This is a genomic window from Rhizobium sp. CF080, assembly GCF_000282095.2.
In the GTDB taxonomy this organism is placed as follows: Bacteria; Pseudomonadota; Alphaproteobacteria; order Rhizobiales; family Rhizobiaceae; genus Neorhizobium.
On record NZ_AKKC02000015.1, the window covers coordinates 497,819 to 517,468 of the forward strand.

The 19,650-nt window shown below is 61.7% G+C and carries 19 protein-coding genes and 1 tRNA gene; 7 read left to right on the forward strand and 13 right to left on the reverse strand.

The window, feature by feature from the left end:
• Positions 1–129: 129 nt before the first annotated feature.
• The 4 genes from murI to PMI07_RS29530 all read right to left on the reverse strand — a co-directional run bounded on the left by murI (position 130) and on the right by PMI07_RS29530 (position 4,476).
• Positions 130–927 carry a glutamate racemase gene (murI, locus tag PMI07_RS29515; RefSeq protein ID WP_007765078.1) on the reverse strand — a complete coding sequence of 266 codons (798 nt, stop codon included), beginning with the start codon at positions 925–927 and terminating at the stop codon, positions 130–132.
• Positions 911–1,762: an RNA methyltransferase gene (locus PMI07_RS29520; protein ID WP_007765081.1), complete on the reverse strand. Its 852-nt coding sequence runs from the start codon at positions 1,760–1,762 to the stop codon at positions 911–913. Before PMI07_RS29520 ends, murI begins: the two co-directional genes overlap by 17 nt.
• Before the next feature lie 58 nt (positions 1,763–1,820).
• Positions 1,821–3,812 (reverse strand): FUSC family protein, encoded by a 1,992-nt coding sequence (locus PMI07_RS29525; RefSeq protein WP_024164270.1) that lies wholly within the window; start codon positions 3,810–3,812, stop codon positions 1,821–1,823.
• 133 nt (positions 3,813–3,945) lie between these two features.
• On the reverse strand, positions 3,946–4,476 hold the full coding sequence (locus PMI07_RS29530; protein WP_007769813.1) for a hypothetical protein: 531 nt from the start codon (positions 4,474–4,476) through the stop codon (positions 3,946–3,948).
• Between the two features lie 227 nt (positions 4,477–4,703).
• On the opposite strand from PMI07_RS29530, the gene PMI07_RS29535 reads away from it, so the two are divergent.
• The 3 genes from PMI07_RS29535 to PMI07_RS29545 all read left to right on the forward strand — a co-directional run bounded on the left by PMI07_RS29535 (position 4,704) and on the right by PMI07_RS29545 (position 7,152).
• A complete protein-coding gene (locus PMI07_RS29535; protein WP_007769812.1) occupies positions 4,704–5,918 on the forward strand; it encodes an NADP-dependent isocitrate dehydrogenase in 1,215 nt (404 codons plus the stop codon).
• Positions 5,919–5,991: 73 nt separating this feature from the next.
• Positions 5,992–6,453: a GNAT family N-acetyltransferase gene (locus PMI07_RS29540; RefSeq protein ID WP_024164271.1), complete on the forward strand. Its 462-nt coding sequence runs from the start codon at positions 5,992–5,994 to the stop codon at positions 6,451–6,453.
• A gap of 69 nt (positions 6,454–6,522) precedes the next feature.
• On the forward strand, positions 6,523–7,152 hold the full coding sequence (locus PMI07_RS29545; protein ID WP_007773369.1) for a glutathione S-transferase N-terminal domain-containing protein: 630 nt from the start codon (positions 6,523–6,525) through the stop codon (positions 7,150–7,152).
• Positions 7,153–7,155: 3 nt separating this feature from the next.
• Here PMI07_RS29545 and PMI07_RS33855 read toward each other — a convergent pair whose 3' ends face one another.
• The 4 genes from PMI07_RS33855 to PMI07_RS29565 all read right to left on the reverse strand — a co-directional run bounded on the left by PMI07_RS33855 (position 7,156) and on the right by PMI07_RS29565 (position 11,772).
• Positions 7,156–8,061 carry a cell wall hydrolase gene (locus PMI07_RS33855; RefSeq protein ID WP_007773371.1) on the reverse strand — a complete coding sequence of 302 codons (906 nt, stop codon included), beginning with the start codon at positions 8,059–8,061 and terminating at the stop codon, positions 7,156–7,158.
• A 262-nt stretch (positions 8,062–8,323) separates the two neighbouring features.
• Positions 8,324–9,946 (reverse strand): ABC-F family ATP-binding cassette domain-containing protein, encoded by a 1,623-nt coding sequence (locus PMI07_RS29555; RefSeq protein ID WP_024164272.1) that lies wholly within the window; start codon positions 9,944–9,946, stop codon positions 8,324–8,326.
• Between the two features lie 82 nt (positions 9,947–10,028).
• Complete coding sequence (tig, locus tag PMI07_RS29560; protein ID WP_007762213.1) at positions 10,029–11,525, reverse strand: trigger factor; 1,497 nt, start codon at positions 11,523–11,525, stop codon at positions 10,029–10,031.
• A 162-nt stretch (positions 11,526–11,687) separates the two neighbouring features.
• A tRNA-Leu gene (locus tag PMI07_RS29565) sits at positions 11,688–11,772 on the reverse strand.
• A 729-nt stretch (positions 11,773–12,501) separates the two neighbouring features.
• On the opposite strand from PMI07_RS29565, the gene PMI07_RS34595 reads away from it, so the two are divergent.
• From PMI07_RS34595 to trmFO, 3 genes are all read left to right on the forward strand, one after another.
• A complete protein-coding gene (locus PMI07_RS34595; RefSeq protein WP_081761000.1) occupies positions 12,502–12,648 on the forward strand; it encodes a DUF1127 domain-containing protein in 147 nt (48 codons plus the stop codon).
• Positions 12,649–12,899: 251 nt separating this feature from the next.
• Positions 12,900–13,043 carry a DUF1127 domain-containing protein gene (locus PMI07_RS34600; RefSeq protein ID WP_007762204.1) on the forward strand — a complete coding sequence of 48 codons (144 nt, stop codon included), beginning with the start codon at positions 12,900–12,902 and terminating at the stop codon, positions 13,041–13,043.
• Between the two features lie 146 nt (positions 13,044–13,189).
• Positions 13,190–14,614 (forward strand): methylenetetrahydrofolate--tRNA-(uracil(54)-C(5))-methyltransferase (FADH(2)-oxidizing) TrmFO, encoded by a 1,425-nt coding sequence (trmFO, locus tag PMI07_RS29570; RefSeq protein WP_007762198.1) that lies wholly within the window; start codon positions 13,190–13,192, stop codon positions 14,612–14,614.
• On the opposite strand, the gene PMI07_RS29575 is transcribed toward trmFO, so the two are convergent.
• The 4 genes from PMI07_RS29575 to yajC all read right to left on the reverse strand — a co-directional run bounded on the left by PMI07_RS29575 (position 14,592) and on the right by yajC (position 16,877).
• A complete protein-coding gene (locus tag PMI07_RS29575; protein ID WP_051484293.1) occupies positions 14,592–15,044 on the reverse strand; it encodes a hypothetical protein in 453 nt (150 codons plus the stop codon). The genes trmFO and PMI07_RS29575 overlap by 23 nt on opposite strands.
• Before the next feature lie 119 nt (positions 15,045–15,163).
• Positions 15,164–16,018, reverse strand: coding sequence for a phytoene/squalene synthase family protein (locus tag PMI07_RS29580; protein WP_037088612.1), 855 nt, complete (start codon positions 16,016–16,018; stop codon positions 15,164–15,166).
• A gap of 3 nt (positions 16,019–16,021) precedes the next feature.
• Positions 16,022–16,408 (reverse strand): Mth938-like domain-containing protein, encoded by a 387-nt coding sequence (locus tag PMI07_RS29585; RefSeq protein WP_037088613.1) that lies wholly within the window; start codon positions 16,406–16,408, stop codon positions 16,022–16,024.
• Between the two features lie 100 nt (positions 16,409–16,508).
• Positions 16,509–16,877: a preprotein translocase subunit YajC gene (gene yajC, locus PMI07_RS29590; protein ID WP_007754668.1), complete on the reverse strand. Its 369-nt coding sequence runs from the start codon at positions 16,875–16,877 to the stop codon at positions 16,509–16,511.
• Between the two features lie 197 nt (positions 16,878–17,074).
• Between yajC and PMI07_RS29595 the strand changes: the two genes are divergently transcribed.
• Positions 17,075–17,947, forward strand: a complete 873-nt coding sequence (locus PMI07_RS29595; protein ID WP_007754669.1) for an ATP-binding protein — start codon at positions 17,075–17,077, stop codon at positions 17,945–17,947.
• Positions 17,948–18,002: 55 nt separating this feature from the next.
• Here PMI07_RS29595 and PMI07_RS29600 read toward each other — a convergent pair whose 3' ends face one another.
• The gene (locus PMI07_RS29600; protein WP_007754672.1) at positions 18,003–19,625 is read right to left on the reverse strand and encodes a peptidoglycan DD-metalloendopeptidase family protein; all 1,623 of its coding nucleotides are present in this window, start codon (positions 19,623–19,625) and stop codon (positions 18,003–18,005) included.
• Positions 19,626–19,650 lie beyond the last annotated feature (25 nt).

Here is a 19,650-nt window from a genome sequence, read left to right on the forward strand (position 1 = left end):
ACGCCTCCTGTGTTCGATTTGCGGAATAGATAAATAATACACGAGATCGCCCGACGAGCAAGCGCACAATCGCGAATTGTAACCATCACCAAGAAAGCGTGGCAAATAAGCCACATTGCTCGATAGCACTCAGGCCCTCAGCCCAAAACCCTGCATCAGGCGGCGAGTGGCGAAATCGGGATTGCCGGAGGTGAAGACGGCGAAATCGTAGTTGTCGGGGTGCTCTGCGCCCTCGATCAACGGCACTTTTCGGCGCGCCTGCCGTGCGATCGCCTCGGCAGGGTCGAGCCAGTCGACCGGCCAGGGGGCAAGCCTGCGGAAAACATTGGCCATGAACGGATAATGGGTGCAGGCGAGCACGACGATATCGGTTTTCCTGTCGTCCTTGTCGACGAAACAGGGGGCGATCTCGGCCAGAACCGCTTCGTCGGAAATCGTTTCACCGCGGATATAGGCTTCGGCCATGCGCGCCAGGTTCTGCGAACCAACGAGGCGCACGTGACATTGGGTGGCGAAGGACTGGATAAGGTCGCGGGTATAGGCGCGCTTGACGGTGCCCGGCGTCGCGAGAACGGAGACGAGGCCAGAGCGTGTGCGTTCCGCCGCCGGCTTGATCGCCGGCACGGTGCCGACGAACGTCATCTTGGGGAAAGTCTCTCGCAGGTCGGCGCCGACCAGGGTGAAGGCGGTGTTGCAGGAGATGACGCAGACTTCCGGATCGTATTCGTCGAGCAGTTTTGCAAAGAGGGTGATGATCCTTTCCCGCAGGGCTGGTTCCTCCCAGTCGCCATAGGGAAAACCGGCATCGTCGGCAACATAGATGAAGCCGCGTTCGGGGATCAGCACGCGCGCCTCGCGCAGCACGGTCAGCCCGCCGATGCCCGAATCGAACATCAGCACGGGCTTCGATTCATTCTTCTGCGTCATTCCCCGTAGTCTCCCCAGATGCCCCTTCGGGCAGATCAGCCTTTTCAGGCTTCGGCCCGTCCTTTTTCGACCATCCGCGGGGAAAACGGTCGAGCGAGTTAATGACGCCCCGGAACACGCTGATCTCCTGCTCCGTAAAACCCCGCCGCGAGATGACAGCGCGGAGGTTGTCGATCATTCTTGGCTTTTTCGCGGGCGGATGGAAATAATTGCGAGCGTCCAACGCCTCTTCCAGATGCTCGAACAAGCCGATCACCTGCTCCTTGGTGGAAGGACGCTGCTCAATCGGCAAAAAGACCGTTTCGGCAAGATCGTCCATGCCGGATTTCATCCACTCATAGGACATCAGCAACACGGCCTGGGCGATGTTGAGCGAGGCGAAGGCGGGGTTGACCGGAAAGGTGACGATCTCGTCGGCGAGCGCCACTTCCTCGTTGGTGAGACCCCAGCGTTCGCGGCCGAAGAGAATGCCGGTCTTTTCGCCCGCCTTGAACTTGGTGCGGAGCGTCTCGGCAGCGGTCACCGGCGAGCGCACCGGCTTGAAGCCGTAACGCTCGCGCGCGGTCGTCGCATAAACGAAGTTGAGGTCGGCGATCGCTTCTTCGAGCGTTTCGAACACCTTGGTGCCGTCGATCACGTGATCGGCCTTGGAGGCGGCGGAGCGGGCCTTTTCGCTCGGCCAGCCGTCGCGCGGGTTGACGAGGCGCAGTTCGGCGAGGCCGAAATTGGCCATGGCGCGCGCCACCATGCCGATATTCTCGCCGAGCTGCGGCTCGACCAGGATGACCGCCGGTCCTTCGGCTATGAGTTCGCGCTCGCTGTTGGTGCCTGACATGTCCGTTTCCGTATTCAATCCGGGCCGGAATAGCGGTGCCGGGGTCAATCGGCAAGTCTTATGCCGCTGCGGGATAAAGCCTGCCCAGCATGGTGCCGATCATTTCGACGCCGACGCGGCTGCCATGCTTGAAGATCGGCAGGTGCCGGCCTGCGCCTCGGTTCAACTTGCGCTTCACCACGAAGCACTCCGAACCGCGGGTCGCAAGCGCATCGATATTGCGCAGAGCCTCCTCCAACGCCGCCAGAATATCGCCTTCCGGCTTGCGCCCTGCCTGGACCGCATTGCGGGCGAAGATCCGCGCCCAGTAGGTAGCGCCGAGGAAGATGGCGAGCGTCTGGCGGACCTGGCCCGGCCGGGTCACCACCGACCAAGAGGTACCGAGCGGGCGCGCGGCGAGCGTGACTTCGCGATAGGCGGCATCGAGCTTGCGGGAAAGCGCGATGATCTCGAAACCGCTCTCCCCCTCTCTGACCGCGGAAAGAAGCTCGCGCAGCCCGTCGAACCAGCGCCCGAGCGCCAGGTCTAGGGTCGAGCGGGTCGGCGCCGGGAAGACGAGGAAGGCGACGACGGTGCCCGCAAGCGCGCCAATCAGCGTCTCCTCGATCCGGAGCTGCAGGAGGTCGAGGGTCAGCACGCCGGTCATGCCATAGACCAAACAGAGCACGATCGAGATGAAGAAGGTCATCGCCGCATAGGAAATCTGCAGGCAGTAGAAACCGAGGAAGATGGAGAGCGTCGCGATCGGCGCGGCGAGAAGCGGATAACCGCCGATCAGCGTCGCCAGCACGAGCCCAGTCGCGATGCCGAGCAGCGTGCCGACCGAGCGCTGCAGGGCCTTGATCGCCGTATCACCGCGCGACTTGGTGTTGGTGAAGATCAGGAAGGCGGTCATGACGGCCCAGAACCAGCGGTCGCGCGACAGCATCAGGCCGAAGACCATCGCAAGGCTCGATGCGACAGTAATCTGCACCGCGGCGCGCATCACCGGGTTCTTGAGCGAGAAATCGATCTTGGCCGGAGCTGGCGCGGCCGCGGCATCCTCGATCGAGCGGAAGCGGTCGCGCGGCCCTTCCTCGATGGATTCCGCCAGCGCCGCCCTCGCCCTCTGCAGCCAAATCAGGGCCCGGGCGCTTTCCGCCACCCGGTCGTCGCCGGTCACCGCGGGGCTTGCGGCAATCTTCTCCGCCATGTCCTGGTCGTCCTCGATCAGCGCGTGGACCAGCAGAAAGGGGGGCAGCGCTTCGAAGGACAGGACCATGGTGCTTTCGGCGGCAAGGTGCACGTCGAAGATCTTCATGGTGAGGGATGTAAGCGGCTCGTCTTCCGGATCGATCGTGCCGTCCGCGGTGCGCGGCAGAAAACCTTCCGCCATCAACACCACGTCCTTCAGCCGCTCCTCGAGCTGGCGCAGTTCGCGCCGGTCGCCGTCCGAGATGGCGGCACCGCTCGACAGAACAGCAAGCTTCATCAGGATATCGCTCACCCTGCCCTGGATCGCCACCAGGGACTGCAAAAGATCGCGCCGCCAGTCGTCCGGCAGGAGATAGGTCCGCACCAGATGGCCGGTGACGACCGCGATCGCCGGGCCGATGACAGCGAGCGGAAGATCGGCAAGGCTCGGTTTCAGATAGGCGCCCATGAAATAGGAGGTGAAGGCAAACATGCCGACCGCAAAGCCGCGCGGCCCGTAGACGCGCCCGACGGCAGCGCCAGCGATGACGACCAGGAACATCGGGTCAGAGATATAACGATGGTCTTCCAGTGCTGCGGCGAGCCCGACGCAGACGAGGCTGACGACGCCGCCGATCAGCCGCGTTTTCAGCTGGTCGGACGGCAGCCGGTCGCGGACCGCGACACCGCCCTCGATCGAGAGAATGATGGCAAGCCCATAGGCGATCGTCGGCAGCGCCAGCCCGGCGATGTGGATGAGTGCAAGGCAGGCCACCGAGGCGATGACGGTCAGCGTCACGCGTGCAGCCATGCGCAGGCGCGACAGCGCCGGGTCATTGGCAAGCAGCCAGTCTCGGATCTTCGCGGCAAACGTCATCAACCACCCCAGGCGGGTGCCGGCACCCGCTTCTGGCCGGCGAATATATCGCCTGGACAAAGTTTGGCGATACCGTGCGTAGGTCCAGGTGGCCACGGTCGATGGATCGGCAGCCGCCCGGTCACCGGCGGAGTCATTCGCCCTTGGCGATCGACTGCATCTCTTCGATCACCGAATCCCGCTCGCCGTCGGCGACACGGTGGATGTCATCGATGACCGGCTTTCCACCTTCCTGGATGATGTCGAAATGCAGTTCGTTGATGCTGTCCTTCACCTCCGCCTCCTCGACGCAGGTCCACATCTTGAAGGTTACGGTGATGTCGGTCATGCCATTGGCGCCGGGTGCCGACGTCGTCTTGATGTCCTTCAACGGGCAGCCGTCCTGAGACGAGGTGATCACGTCGTAGCCGAAGGGATCGCCCGGCTGGTTGTTTTCGGTGTCATAGGCGGGATGCTTGGCGGCCTCCGCATAGGCGCCCCGAAACTTCTTGCTGAACAGGCGCGACAGCGGATCCGCATCGAAAATGTATTTCCATTCGCTGTCTGAAGTATTCCAGTTGTCTTCGGTGATCTTCATCACCTCTTTGACAGGATCGGTGACATCAGCCGCGGCGGCAAAAGTGGAGATCAGGGAAAAGGCAAGGGCAAGCGGCAAGGTCCGCATGAGATCAAATCCGGCTGTTGGAGAGCAATTTGGGCGGACATTAATCCGGCATTATGGTTTGGCAAGGGCAATCGTCCGCCGGTCCGAAGGCCCCGCGATTTCTCGCGCGAAAAGCCGCATATGATGGCTTCAATGCCTTTGCGTTCCGGCCCGGCGATGCTATAGCGCACCCACTGGTGTCCACCCCGTTGGGACCGTCGGTCCCTTCCACGTCCAAGAGGAATTCCATGCAAAAGATCAAGGTAGCAAACCCGGTCGTCGATCTCGACGGCGACGAGATGACCCGCATCATCTGGCAGCTCATCAAGGACAAGCTGATCCTCCCCTATCTCGATCTCGACATCGAATATTACGACCTCTCGGTCGAGAACCGCGACGCCACCAACGACCAGGTGACGATCGATGCGGCCAACGCCATCAACAAGCACGGCGTCGGCATCAAGTGCGCGACGATTACGCCGGACGAAGCCCGCGTCAAGGAATTCAACCTCAAGGAAATGTGGAAGAGCCCGAACGGCACGATCCGCAACATTCTTGGCGGCGTCATCTTCCGCGAGCCGATCATCTGCAAGAACGTGCCGCGCCTGGTTCCGGGCTGGACCAAGCCGATCGTCGTCGGCCGCCACGCCTTCGGCGACCAGTACAAGGCAACCGACTTCAAGTTCCCGGGCAAGGGCACCCTGTCGATCAAGTTCGTCGGCGAGGACGGCCAGGTGATCGAGAAGGAAGTGTTCAAGGCGCCGGACGCAGGCGTGGCGATGGCCATGTACAACCTCGACGAATCGATCCGCGATTTCGCCCGCGCTTCGCTCAACTACGGCCTGATGCGCAAGTGGCCGGTCTATCTGTCGACCAAGAACACCATCCTCAAGGCCTATGACGGCCGCTTCAAGGATATCTTCGAGGAGATCTTCAATGCCGAATTCAAGGAACAGTTCGACGCACTGAAGATCACCTACGAACACCGCCTGATCGACGACATGGTCGCCGCTGCGCTGAAGTGGTCCGGCGGCTACGTCTGGGCCTGCAAGAACTATGACGGCGACGTCCAGTCCGACATCGTCGCCCAGGGCTTCGGCTCGCTCGGCCTGATGACCTCGGTTCTGCTTTCGCCGGACGGCCGCACGGTCGAAGCCGAAGCCGCCCACGGTACCGTCACCCGCCACTACCGCCAGCACCAGAAGGGCCAGGAGACCTCGACGAACTCGATCGCCTCGATCTTCGCCTGGACCCGTGGCCTGGCACATCGCGCCAAGCTCGACGACAACGCAGCCCTTGCAAAGTTCGCCTCGACGCTCGAAAAAGTCTGCGTCGATACCGTCGAAGCCGGCTTCATGACCAAGGACCTGGCGCTCCTCATCGGTCCGGACCAGCCGTGGCTCTCGACCACCGCCTTCCTCGACAAGGTGGACGAGAATCTCAAGGTGGCCATGGCTGCCTAAGCCCGAAAAATCGGCTAATCATTCGACGGCGGGGAGCAATCTCCGCCGTTTTCTTTTGTGAGGGAGTTTCGCCATGACCGCCACGACGACACCTGCGATCATCCGTCCGCTCAAGCCAGCCGACCGCGCCGCCTGGGAGCCGCTCTGGGAAGCCTATCTGCGCTTCTACGAGACCGTGCTGCCAAAGGAGATGTACGATGTCACCTGGAGCCGGTTTCATGATCCCGCCGAGCCGATGCACGCGCTCGGCGCATTCGACGAGACCGGCAAGATGATCGCCATCGCGCATGTCGTCTTCCACCGGTCCTGTTGGCTGCCCGAATGGACCTGCTATCTGCAGGACCTCTATGTCAAGAATACCTTGCGCGGCCGGGGAACCGGCGCAGCCCTGATCGAGGCAGTGGCGGACCTCGCACGGGCAAAAGGCGCCGGTCGGCTCTACTGGCTGACGCAGGAAAGCAATGCCGCCGCAAGGCGGCTTTACGACCGCATCGCCCAAAATTCCGGCTTCATCCAATACCGAAAGGCCCTCTAATTCGCCTCGGCGCCTTGATTGGGAATGAAGGTGCGCCAAAACATAGGACATAACTTCCGGGAGGATTGCATGGCAGATGAACTGCTACTCTATACGAATCCGATGTCGCGCGGCCGGATTGCCCGTTGGATGCTGGAAGAGGTCGGCGTCCCCTATCGTACCGAAATCCTGCATTTCGGCACGACGATGAAGGGCGACACTTATAAATGCGTCAACCCGATGGGCAAGGTGCCGAGCATCGTGCACGGCAAGACCGTCGTTACCGAATGTGCGGCGATCTGCGCCTATCTGGCGGATGCCTTTCCGCAAGCGGGTCTTGCGCCTGCCCCCGCCAAGCGAGCCGATTATTACCGCTGGATGTTCTTTGCGGCCGGTCCGCTGGAAGCAGCCGTCAGCAACCGCGTGCTCGGCTTCGAAGTGCCGAAGGAACGCGAGCGGATGGTCGGTTACGGCACCTATCAGGACGTGATGGATACGCTGGAAGCTGCCGTCCGGGCGAACGCCTATATCGCCGGCGACACGTTCAGCGCCGCGGACATCTATGTCGGCTCGCAGCTCGGTTACGGCCTGCAGTTCGGCACGATCGAAAAACGCGCCGCATTCGAACAGTATTTCGGCCGGCTCGCTCTGCGGGAGGCCTATCAGCGGGCCAACGACAAGGACAATGCCGCCGCGGCCGAGCTGCAGAAGGCTGGATGAGCTTTAGCGGTCAGCGGTCGTTCCGGCCGGCAACCGCTTGGGCGACGGCGTTGGCGTCGGGGTCCGTGCCGGGCTGCTCGCGTTGCCGGCGTCGAAACGCAGCATCCATTCGTTGGTCATGGAGCTGGCGAGGACCACCTGCGCGACAGGGACCGTTGCCGGCTGTGCACCTGTCGGGCGGATCGCCAGCGGATCCGGCCGTTCGATCGGAACCGGCACGTTCATCGCCACCATCGGATCCGGGCCGGGGGCCGTCGTCGTCGGGATGGAGGCAACGTCGAATTCCTTGGCCTGGATCAGGCTAAACGGGTCGGGATTGCTCTTGACCAGCGCGAGTACATATTCATCGACCGGCTTCGGCGGCGGCGTCTGCAGCTCGCCGTCCCTGTCGCGCTTCTCGTAAAACGCATTGCCGCCGGCAACCGTCACATAGTGCATGTTCTGATAGGGGAAGCGCAGGCCGGCCGTATGGAAGAACATGGCGTCCTTGACTTCCGGGTTCCGCTCGCCGCGAATGATCGCATCGACGGCCGCATCGAGTTCAGGCACCGTTTCCTCATTCATCGCCCGGGTCATCACGCCCGGGGCGAATTGCCTTTCCTGAGCGACGATGCCGCAAATGGTGGGCGGATAGGCCTCCGAGGTCAGCCTGTTCATGATCACGGTGCCGACCGCCATCAGCCCGTCGCGGCTCGACCGCTGGGACTCGAAATACATCGCACGCTTCATGCAGTCGCGATCGGCGGGCGTATAGTGGTAGACCTGTTTCTTGGGGACCGGCGTCGCCTTCACCGTTGCGGTGGCGGGCGAGATGGACGACGTCGTTTGCGCCGACGTGCACGCCGACAGGAACATCATTCCAACCAGACCGATTGCCGGTCGGAGAAGGGCCTTATCGCTCGCCGTCATGAATAATCCCCCTGCGGTATAATTCCAGAAATCGCCACGGCGGGAAAAGGGATACCTCAAAAACCGATTCAGATCAAACGCCATATGAGACAATCAAAACTAGGTGGAAAAGTGTTCCGGTTGCAGCCCGACTTGGCGGCGAATGTCTTCGATCGACGCTTCCCGCGCAGGCCGGAAAAGACGTCATACGACGGTCGTCCTAACGGAAAGTTGATTTCCCGTTCAATGGCCGCGGTGCCTGCCTCCGCTCTTGCGTCGGCCTTTAGCTCCTCAGCCCCGGCGCTTCGTAACCGGTCCGTTCCACATATTCCGTATATCCACCGTCATAACGCTGGATACCGTCGGGGGTCAGTTCGAGCACGCGATTCGACAGTTCGGCCAGGAAATGCCGGTCGTGGCTGACGAACAGCATGGTGCCCTCATATTCCGACAGGGCCTTGATCAACATCTCCTTGGTGTCGAGGTCGAGGTGGTTGGTCGGCTCGTCGAGAACGAGGAAATTCGGCGGGTCGAACAGCATGGCGGCCATCACCAGCCGCGCCTTCTCGCCACCGGACAGCACCCGGCATTTCTTCTCGACGTCATCGCCTGAAAAGCCGAAGCAGCCGGAAAGCGCGCGGAGCGATCCCTGCCCTGCGCGCGGAAACTGTTCCTCCAGCCATTCGAAGACGGTCAGGTCGCCGTCGAGCAGATCCATGGCGTGCTGGGCGAAATAGCCCATCTTGACGCTGGCGCCGATCGCGACGCTGCCTTCGTCCGGCTCTGTCGAGCCCGTCACCAGTTTCAGCAGCGTCGATTTGCCGGCGCCGTTGACGCCCATGATGCACCAGCGCTCGCGCCGCTTCACCATGAAGTCGAGACCTTCGTAGATCGAGCGGCTGCCGTATCGCTTGACGACATTCTTGATGTTGACCACGTCTTCACCGGAACGCGGGGCCGGCTGGAATTCAAAGGCGACCGCCTGGCGGCGCTTCGGCGGCTCGACGCGCTCGATCTTGTCGAGCTTCTTGACCCGGCTCTGCACCTGCGCCGCATGGCTGGCGCGGGCCTTGAAGCGCTCGATGAACTTGATCTCCTTGGCGAGCATCGCCTGCTGGCGCTCGAACTGCGCCTGCTGCTGCTTTTCGTTCTGCGCCCGCTGCTGCTCGTAGAAGCCGTAGTCGCCGGAATAGGTGGTGAGCGCCCCACCATCGATCTCGATGATCTTGGTGACGATGCGGTTCATGAACTCGCGGTCGTGCGAGGTCATCAGCAGCGCGCCGTCATACCCTTTGAGGAACTGCTCCAGCCATATCAGGCTTTCGAGGTCCAAGTGGTTGCTCGGTTCGTCGAGCAGCATGACATCCGGGCGCATCAGCAGGATGCGGGCGAGCGCCACGCGCATCTTCCAGCCGCCGGACAGCTTGCCGACATCGCCATCCATCATCTCCTGGGTGAAGCTCAGGCCGGCGAGCACTTCGCGGGCGCGGCCTTCGAGGCCATAGCCGTCAAGTTCCTCGTAGCGCGCCTGTACCTCGCCATAACGCTCGATGATCTGGTCCATCTCGTCCAGGCGGTCCGGATCGACCATCGCCGATTCGAGTTCGTGCAGTTCGGCGGCGACGGTGCTCACCGGACCTGCACCATCCATCACCTCGGTGACGGCACTGCGGCCGGCCATCTCGCCGACATCCTGGTTGAAATAGCCAACCGTGACGTTCTTCTCGACGGAGACCTGCCCCTCGTCCGGCATTTCAGAGCCGGTGATCATGCGGAAGAGCGTCGTCTTGCCGGCGCCGTTCGGGCCGACGAGGCCGATCTTCTCGCCACGGTTCAGCGCCGCGGCCGCCTCGATGAAGAGAATGCGGTGGCTGTTCGATTTGCTGATGTTTTCGATACGGATCATGGGCGGCGGACTCGAAAGGTTTCATCACAACAAAAAGCCGGGTCGTCGCCGACCCGGCTTTTCTACACAATCAATGCGAAGCTTATTCGGCGCTGTCTTCAGCGGCCTTCTTCTTCGGAGCAGCCTTCTTCTTGGGAGCGGCGGCTTCTTCGCCTTCGGCGGCTTCGTCAGCAGCCTCGGCCTTCGCAGCCTTCTTAGGAGCAGCCTTCTTCTTGGCCGGCTTCTCGGCGCCTTCAGAGCCCTCTTCGTCTTCAGCCATCAGCTCTTCCTTGGTCACGACCTTGTCGGTGACGTTGATCTCGGTGAGCAGCTTGTCGATGACCTTTTCTTCGAAGATCGGCGCGCGCAGCGAAGCGGAAGCGCCGGGGGTGTTGCGGAAGAAATCGAGGATTTCCTTCTGCTGACCCGGGAACTGCTGGAGCTGCGCATAGAGGGCGCGCTGCATTTCTTCCTCGGTCACTTCGACGCCGGCCTGTTCGCCGATCTCGGAGAGAACCAGGCCGAGACGAACGCGACGTTCGGCAAGCTTGCGGTATTCGACGCGTGCATCTTCCTCGGTCGTCTCTTCGTCTGCGAAGGTCTTGCCGGATTGCTGCAGGTCGGTGTTGATCTGACGCCAGATATTGTCGAATTCGGCGTCAACGAGGCCCTGCGGGGTGTCGAACTGGTACATGCCGTCGAGCTGGTCGAGGATCTGACGCTTGACCTTCTGGCGGGTGACGTTGCCGTACTGGCTTTCGATCTGGCCGCGGACGATCTCCTTCAGGCGATCGACGGATTCGATGCCGAGCTTGGAGGCAAGTTCGTCGTTGATCTCGAGAGCGGCGGGAGCTGCGACTTCCTTGACGGTGACGTCGAAGGTGGCTTCCTTGCCGGCGAGGTTGGCGGCCGGGTATTCGGTCGGGAAGGTTACGTTGATGGTCTTTTCATCACCGGCCTTGACGCCGACGAGCTGGTCTTCGAAGCCCGGAATGAAGCGGCCGGAGCCGAGAACCAGTTCGGCATCTTCGGCGGTGCCGCCATCGAAGGCAACGCCGTCGACCTTGCCGAGATAGTTCATGGTGACGCGGTCGCCATTGGCGGCCTTGCCGGTCTTGGTCTCGAAGGTGCGGGCGCTTTCGGCGATCTTCTCGATCTGTTCGTTGACTTCGTCTTCGGTGACTTCGACGACTTCACGAATGACGGAAAGGCCGTCGGTCGGCTGCAGTTCGATCTCAGGGATGACTTCGTAGGAGAGCGTGAATTCGAAATCGACCTCGGCGTTGAGGATCTTTTCCGCTTCCTTCTCGTCCTCGGTCATGGCGACCGACGGCTGTGTCGCCGACTTCTCGCCGCGGTCGGTGAGGATCTCGGTCGGGCGCTCACGGACGATCTCGTTGACGAGATCCGCCATGATCGACTTGCCGTACATCTTCTTCAGATGAGCGATCGGCACCTTGCCCGGACGGAAACCGTTGATGCGGACCTTGTCCTTGGCGTCGGCGAGGCGCACGTTCAGCTGCGCTTCCATATCCCGCTTGGGGATTACGACCTTGATTTCGCGCTTCAGCCCTTCAGCGAGCGTTTCGGTAACCTGCATTTTCATACCTTCATATCGTGGCGGCGGTGCTCAGACAGCCGTTGGTTTCAATGAGCACATCGCCGGAACTTTGAGAGACCGGCCGCGGCTTCAAGGAGCGCCGATCCTTTAGCCAGAACCGGCTCGGACCGCACTCCTGGCGGTTTTGATGCGGGGCGGTTCTGGTGCGGGTAGAGAGACTTGAACTCCCACGCCTTGCGGCACCAGAACCTAAATCTGGCGTGTCTACCAATTTCACCATACCCGCGCCCCAGCCGCGTCGAAAATCCTCGTGGCCCAAGGCCTTCCGGAGCGCGCGTCTCTATATCACCCGTTTTGGCGCGCGCAAAGGGAAAATGACGCTTTTTTGGCAGTTCGGAGAAAGCGCCGTGGACAGGCAATTTTGTTGTCTGTTTGCCCGCGATCGGATCGGGGATTCATAGGGATAATTAACTTTTTATTAAATTCTAATGTGTACATTGGATTCAATGGCGATGCGAGCCATGCAAGAACCGCATGCCATCCATTCTGATATTGCACTGCACAATTTCGCTACGGTCTCGTAATATGTAAATGCAGAGATTGATTGAAGGTTTCAATCTCTCTGGTTCGGACGGTTTGGCGCCCGCCCTGAACATGCAGATGCCCTCGGGAAGTTTCCCGTGACAGGAATTCGGGCCGCGCACTCCTCCTCCCAGCGTTGGCCCGTGGGACTGGCGGTCCTCCTCCTCCCATATCGCCAGTCGTTACAAATGACGCCCACCGGACCTCCTCCCCCGGTGGGCGTTATTTTTTGTCCTGCAGCATGCGATCTGCCTTTAAATCGCCCACTCTTTCATCACTTCCGCATGGTAAACGATCTCGTAATGCGTCAGGCGCATAGGTGGCATACCGAATGGGCGCTGTTACTTTTCGCAGCGCAGCATATATTAGCGGTCATGAGATTGAAGTCAGCGCCAAACGGGCTGCTGGCAAGGGCCTAGAAAGGGACAAGATCATGAACATCGCACAGAAAATCACCACCTGGCGCAAGTACCGCGAAACCGTCAACGAACTCGGCCGCATGAGCGACCGCGAGCTCAACGACCTCGGCATCGGCCGCGCCGACATCCGCCGGGTCGCACGGACTGCAGTCGGCTTCTAAGCCTCGCGCAGACATCGCTGAACCGTCCAAAAAGCGCCTCCTTCGGGAGGCGCTTTTTCTTTTTGTTCATAGAAATTTAATACTTCAAATATCTGCCCATTTTTCAGACTGAGCCGCAATTTTCAGCGATCCATTGCACATTTGCATGGCAGTCGCACATTTTTTGCACTGCACATTCTTATTATGCGGATGTATAAGACCCTCATCGCTGATGACGACAGAGCATCAGGAAAAATCTTGAGGAAACAACCATGAACCCGATCCGTATCGCCAAGAACTGGATCAGCTACCGCCGCACGATGAACGAGCTTGGAAATCTTTCGAGCCAGGCCCTCAGCGACATCGGTCTGACCCGTTACGACATCCGCCACATCGCGGCCCGCTCTTTCCGTTAATCCGCTTCTCGCAGGCGGACCCGCGCGGTGTAAGCCGTCGCGGCGAGAATATGCGGTCCGAGAGGACACCCAAGGACGTATCGAAGGCACCTTATCAGGTGCCTTTTTGATTCCGGTCCGGCAATTGGCGTGATATTGAGCCGGCCATGAGCAATAATTCTCCCTCTTCGCCTTCTCCGGCTCCCATCCATGTCGTCGGCGGCGGCCTTGCCGGTTCCGAGGCCGCCTGGCAGATCGCGTCTGCTGGTGTGCCGGTGATTCTCCACGAAATGCGCGGCGTGCGCGGCACTGATGCGCACAAGACGGACGGACTTGCCGAGCTCGTCTGCTCGAATTCCTTCCGCTCCGACGATGCGACGGCGAACGCCGTCGGCGTCATCCATGCGGAGATGCGGCTTGCCGGGTCGCTGATCATCGCGTCTGCCGACAGGCACCAGGTCCCAGCCGGCGGCGCACTTGCCGTCGACCGCGACGGATTTTCCGATGCCGTCACGGAAGCGATCGAAAAACACCCGCTGATCACCATCGTGCGCGAAGAAATCCAGGGCCTGCCGCCGAAGGAATGGGATCTGGCGATCATCGCCACCGGCCCCCTCACCTCACCGGCTCTGGCAGCCGCGATCCAGGCGGAAACGGGCGAGGATCAACTCGCCTTCTTCGACGCCATCGCGCCGATCGTACATCGTGATTCGATCGACATGGACATCTGCTGGTATCAGTCGCGCTACGACAAGGTCGGCCCGGGCGGCACCGGCAAGGACTATATCAACTGCCCGATGGACGAAGCGCAGTATAACGCCTTCGTCGACGCGCTAATCGCCGGCGATACGGTCGGTTTCAAGGAATGGGAAGGCACGCCCTATTTCGACGGCTGCCTGCCGATCGAAGTGATGGCCGAACGCGGCCGCGAGACGCTGCGCCACGGGCCAATGAAACCGATGGGGCTCACCAATGCGCACAATCCGACGGTCAAGGCCTATGCGGTCGTGCAGCTTCGGCAGGACAACGCGCTCGGCACGCTCTACAACATGGTCGGTTTTCAGACGAAGCTGAAATACGGTGCCCAGGCGGATATCTTCCGGATGATTCCCGGATTGCAGAATGCCGAATTCGCAAGGCTCGGCGGCCTGCACCGCAACACCTATATCCACTCGCCCGTTTTGCTCGATAAATCGCTGACGCTGAAAAGTCGGCCGGGCCTGCGATTCGCCGGTCAGATCACCGGCTGCGAGGGTTATGTGGAAAGTGCGGCGATCGGGCTGCTCGCCGGGCGATTCGCCGCAGCTGAACGCAAGGGCGAAACGCTCTCGGCTCCACCGGCGACGACCGCCTTTGGTTCGCTGCTCGGCCATATCACCGGCGGACATCTCGTTTCGGACGACGAGCCGGGCAAGCGCTCGTTCCAGCCGATGAACGTCAATTTCGGGCTGTTTCCGGAGCTGGAGCCGGGCTCGATCGTCAAGCCGGAGGGCGTCAAGCGTTTCCGCGGCAAGGATAAGACGGTGATGAAGCGGCAGCTGCTCTCCGCCCGAGCGCTTCAGGATTGCGCTAGTTGGCTCGGTCGGGGCTGATACCCCCGGCGGGCGACGCCGGCTTTTCCTCGATATCGCGATCGGCAACGCTGACATAGTTGTCGAGCAGCCAGAGGGCGACTTCGGCCGCCTCCTTTTCCGTCGAGAAGAGGTAGGTGCCGTTCTGCGTCGACGCGTCGAGAAACTCGACGGTGAAACCCTTGGCATTCGGCAGGGGCGAGACGCGCACCCGGCCGGGCTCGATCAGGAAGCAGGCATAGTGGTTGCGGTGGCTGCGCATGAAGCCGGCCTTGTTGTCGTGCAGGCGCACGAAAATGGCATCGCCATTGGCCGTCACATGCAGGCTGCGGATAGCTTCATTGGGAAAGGCGCGACCGAACTCGAGGATGGCCACGCCCGTATCATGCAGATTGCCGTCCTTGTCCCTATCCTTGCCGGACATACGCGTGACGTAATAGGCGAGCGCCATAAGAAGCACGAAGATGATCGACCAGACGACAACGGGGCTCACACCGCTTCTCCTTATGATGGCGACGGATTTCTGCTTGCTTCCCTTAGCGGGCGAGCCTTGCGCGAATTTGACGCCCTTCAAAAGCGTCTGGTGACGGAGGCCTTCATGAGCCGCAATTGCCGCCGCCATTGCGGCAGTTGCAGGGTGGTGTCGAGCACCGATGCACCGGCACGTGCGGCACGGCGCAGAACCGGTTCCGCAAGCGCCACCGGCAGATAGGCCGGAAAGACGACGGCCGGGACGGTTTCCGAGTTTCTGGCCTTAGCCAGATGTTCCAGCCCGAGCCCGGCAAAAGCTTCGACCGCAGCGGAAATCCGTGGCTTGTCGTCGCCACGCAGGAATGTATCACGCTCGAGCCCGGTCGCCGAGAGAATATCGAGCGGCAGGTAGAGTTGGTGACGGCGGCGATGGATCGGCATCAGGAGCAGGAAACCGGCGATCGCCTGGGCAACGCCTGCATGGCCTGCCGTCTCGGCAGATCTTGCGGCATCGACGGGCGAAAGAATCAGGCTCGCGAGCTGGATCAGCGCCGAAGCGGTCTCGCCGGCATAGCCTTCGAGCGCGTTGCGGTCGGTAAGCGGATCGTCGTAGAGGTCGAAGATGCGCGCCTCGATCATATTAACGAGCGTCTGGCGCGGCAGCCGATAGGTCTCGATCGCCTCGAGCAGGCCGGCGGCGATCGGGTTGCCGGTGCTGTCGCCCTGGGCACTGCCTTCCAGGAGGTCGCGCCACCATTGAAGGCGGATTTCACCGGGCAGCGGTTCACGCACCACGTCGCGGACCCGGGCAAGCTCGGCGTTGAAGGCATAGAGCGCCGCAAGTGCCCCGCGCTTGTCCTGTGGCGAGAGAAGGCAGGCGAGATAACGATCACGATCGGTCTCACGAAGCATCGCGAGGCAGATATCTCCGTTCTGTCTGGCTGGATCGGCCATATCCTAGACAGCGATCAGGGCGGCGGCGACGGCGCGCGATTCGGCCAGCATGATGTTGAAGGTGCGCACGGCCGCACCGGTGCTCATCGGATCGGAGGCGATGCCCTTTGCTTTCAGGGCCGCCTTCACGTCTGCCGGTATCGGCTTGAGGTTGGCCCCCATGCCGACAAGCAGCACTTCAATTTCACTCGCTTCGGCAAGCACCTTCATCAGGGAGGCGACCGTCAGCGGCTCACCTTCCTGCAGCTCCCAACCATAGATCCCGGAGGGAAGGCAGAGCAGCGAGCCGCGATGCGACATGTCGGCAAAGCGGAAACCGCCATTGCCATAGGCATCGATCGGAGCGCGACCGGGAAAATGGGCGTCGCGGATTTCGATGCCTTTCGCCATAGGTCGCATGCTTTCCAAAAAGTTGCGAGCCGGGAGATGATCCGGCTCCTTGAGTTTCAAGGCCCTGCAGCCATGCAGGGCCCAGCTTCGGCGATAGGCCTTAGGAAGCCGTTCCGGTCTTTGCCGGTTCGGTCTTGACCGGCTCGCCCTTGACGCGGACTTCGGCGATATAGGCGCGCATGGCGCGGATCTTCACGCCTTCGGCGATTTCGACTTCCACTTCGGCGTCGTCGATAACCTTGGTCACCTTGCCGGTGATGCCGCCGCCGAGAACGACCTGGTCGCCGCGGCGGACGTTGGACAGCGTTTCCTGGCGCTTCTTGGCCTGGGCGCGCTGCGGACGGATCAGGAAGAAATACCAGACCACCATCAGGGGCGCGAAGAGGAAGAGCATCTCAAGGCCGGAGCCGAACGCGGAAGCTCCCGGTGCTGCGGCTGGGGCCTGGGCGAATGCTTCGGTAATGAACATCGAAAACTCCTAAGATTACCGGAGACGCCAAGGCCCCCGTTTCAAGCCGCCGGAATATAGTTGCGATAGGCCGGAATGCAACAGAAACACGCCGGCCGGAGTACCGAATCCACGGCTCTCAGGCTTTTGATGCGCTAACGAGCATGTTACCGCAGCAAAAAGGCTCAAAAACTGGCCGATGCGACCGGAGAAATACCATGAGCGACGACTTCAACACCCTGATCCTGACCGAGGTCCGCAGGCTTGCGGATGCGCTGGAACGGCTTGCGGGCCCTCCGCCGGCCATCAACGACTGGAACGCCGCCGACTGCTTCGTCTGGGTACCGGCAAACCAGCGCCTGCAGCCGGTGCCACGTCCGAACCGGGTTGCCCTGACGCTGATCCGCGGGGTCGACCACGTGCGCGATATCCTGCATGAAAACACGCTGCGGTTCGCGGAAGGCTTTGCGGCCAACAACGTGCTCCTCTGGGGCGCCCGCGGCATGGGCAAGTCCTCGCTGGTCAAGGCCGTCCACGAGGACGTGCGCGCCGCAACCGGCATCTCGCTGAAGCTCGTCGAAGTGCATCGCGAGGACATCGCCTCGCTCCCTGCCCTGCTCGATATCCTGAAAGCTTCCGGCCAGCGCGTCATCGTGTTCTGTGACGATCTTTCCTTCGATCACGACGATACCGCCTACAAATCGCTGAAGGCAGCGCTCGACGGCGGTATCGAGGGGCGGCCGGACAACGTTCTGTTCTACGCGACGTCCAACCGCCGCCATCTCCTGCCGCGCCACATGATGGAGAACGAGCAGTCGACGGCGATCAATCCGTCCGAGGCCGTTGAGGAAAAGGTGTCGCTCTCGGATCGGTTCGGCCTGTGGCTCGGCTTCCACAAATGCAGCCAGGACGACTATCTGAAGATGATCGACGGTTATGCCGAGCATTTCGACCTCGGCCTCGATCAGGAAACCTTGCATCACGAGGCGCTCGAATGGGCGACGACCCGTGGCGGGCGTTCGGGCCGCGTCGCGTGGCAATATATCCAGGATCTCGCCGGGCGGCTGAGGAAGCCGCTTTCCAAGGATTGAGAACGCAAAAAGCCCGGCACTGCCGGGCTTTTCTCCGTCCCCTGAAACGCACTACTTATTCAAGGAAGGTAATCGGGTTGACCGGGGTTGCGTCCTTGCGGACCTCGAAGTGGACCTGCGGGCGCTTCGCGTCGCCACTCATGCCGGAGGCGGCGACCGTCTGGCCGCGGGTGATCTTCTGCCCGCGCGTGACATTGATGCTACCGGCATGGCCGTACACGGTGACCTTGCCGTCGTCGTGACGGACGAGAACCGTATTGCCGAGCTGCTTCAGGCCGTTGCCCGCATAGATGACCACACCGTTTTCGGCGGCCTTGATCGGCGTGCCTTCCGGAACCGAGATGTCGATACCGTCATTGCGGTTGCCGTCGACGTTCTGGCCGTAACCGGCGATGACCGCACCGTTGACTGGCCAGCGATACTTGCCGATGCCGGTGGACTGAGGTGCTACAGAGGCGGTGTCCGACTTCTTCTCGACGTCGGCGACCGATGCGTTGTCGACAGCAGCCTTGGCTGCGGCCGGTGCCACAGACACCTGGGCGACCTGAGCAGGTGCAGCGGCGACTGCCGGCTTCGGGGCCGCGGCTGCGGCCTTTTCGACCGGCTTCTGCGGAATGGATGCCGTCTTGACCGGATCGGCGACAGGAGCCGCAGCGCCGTTCGCGACCTTGAGCGTCTGGCCGATCCGGACGCCACCGGAGGTCAGGTTGTTGGCGGCCTTCAGCTGATCGACCGGCGTGCCGGTCTCGCGAGCGATCTTGGTGATCGTGTCGCCCGGCTTGACCACATAGGTGCCACCTACCGGCTTGTCGCCGGGAGGCGTCAGCTTGGCGGGTTCGGCAATCGCCTTGTCGCGTGCCGGCGTCGGCAGAACGGCGAGTTTCTGGTCGGGCTCGCGGGCAGGTGCCGGAGCCTTGTTCTGGAGATCGATCGTACCCGCCGCATTCTTGGCCGAATTCTGCGCCGTGCCGAAGGTCGGGATGATAACGGACTGGCCCGGGGCAACGGCGCCGCCGTTTGCCTTCAGGATTTCTTTTTCCGGAACGCCATAACGCTTGGAAAGGGTCGAGACCGTTTCGCCGGGCCGCAGCGTCACCTTGGGCGCATTGACCGTGGACCAGCCGGACATCGGCTTTGCGGTCGTGCCGGTGACGACATTGTCGGCCTTCAGCGTTGAGACAGACGGAGCGACCAGCGTGTTGGCAGCCGGTTGACGGCCTGGGAACGGCTGGGCGAGAGCTTCCTGGCGGGTCGCCGGATCGCGGCCCATCGGGGCGGCACTACGCTGTGGCGTGGCACCGGTCGGCGCCGCCAATTCCGAGCGTTGTACGGCGACCGGAGCGGATGCCGTGCGTGCCGGTGAGGTATAACCGCCGGAGTTGCCGGGATAGGGCTGAGCCATGGCGGTATTGCGCGACCCGTAGTCGTTCCGCGGTATCGGCGGCAGAGCCTGAGCCTGTCCCGAGCCGAGATCCGCTTGCGGCGTTGGCGCGCGGCCATAGGCCCCACCACCCTGTCGCTGCGGTATGGACGCCGTCGTGATGTTGTCGGATTTCGAAAAGAGCCCCGAGAAACGCGTTGCGTCCGAACTGCACCCGGTCGCAGCACTGGCGAGCAGCGCCGCGACGGCAAATTTGATTACAGATTTTCCGAATTTCGGAGAACTCTTCATACGCATGACTCGACCTACAGATACGCAACCA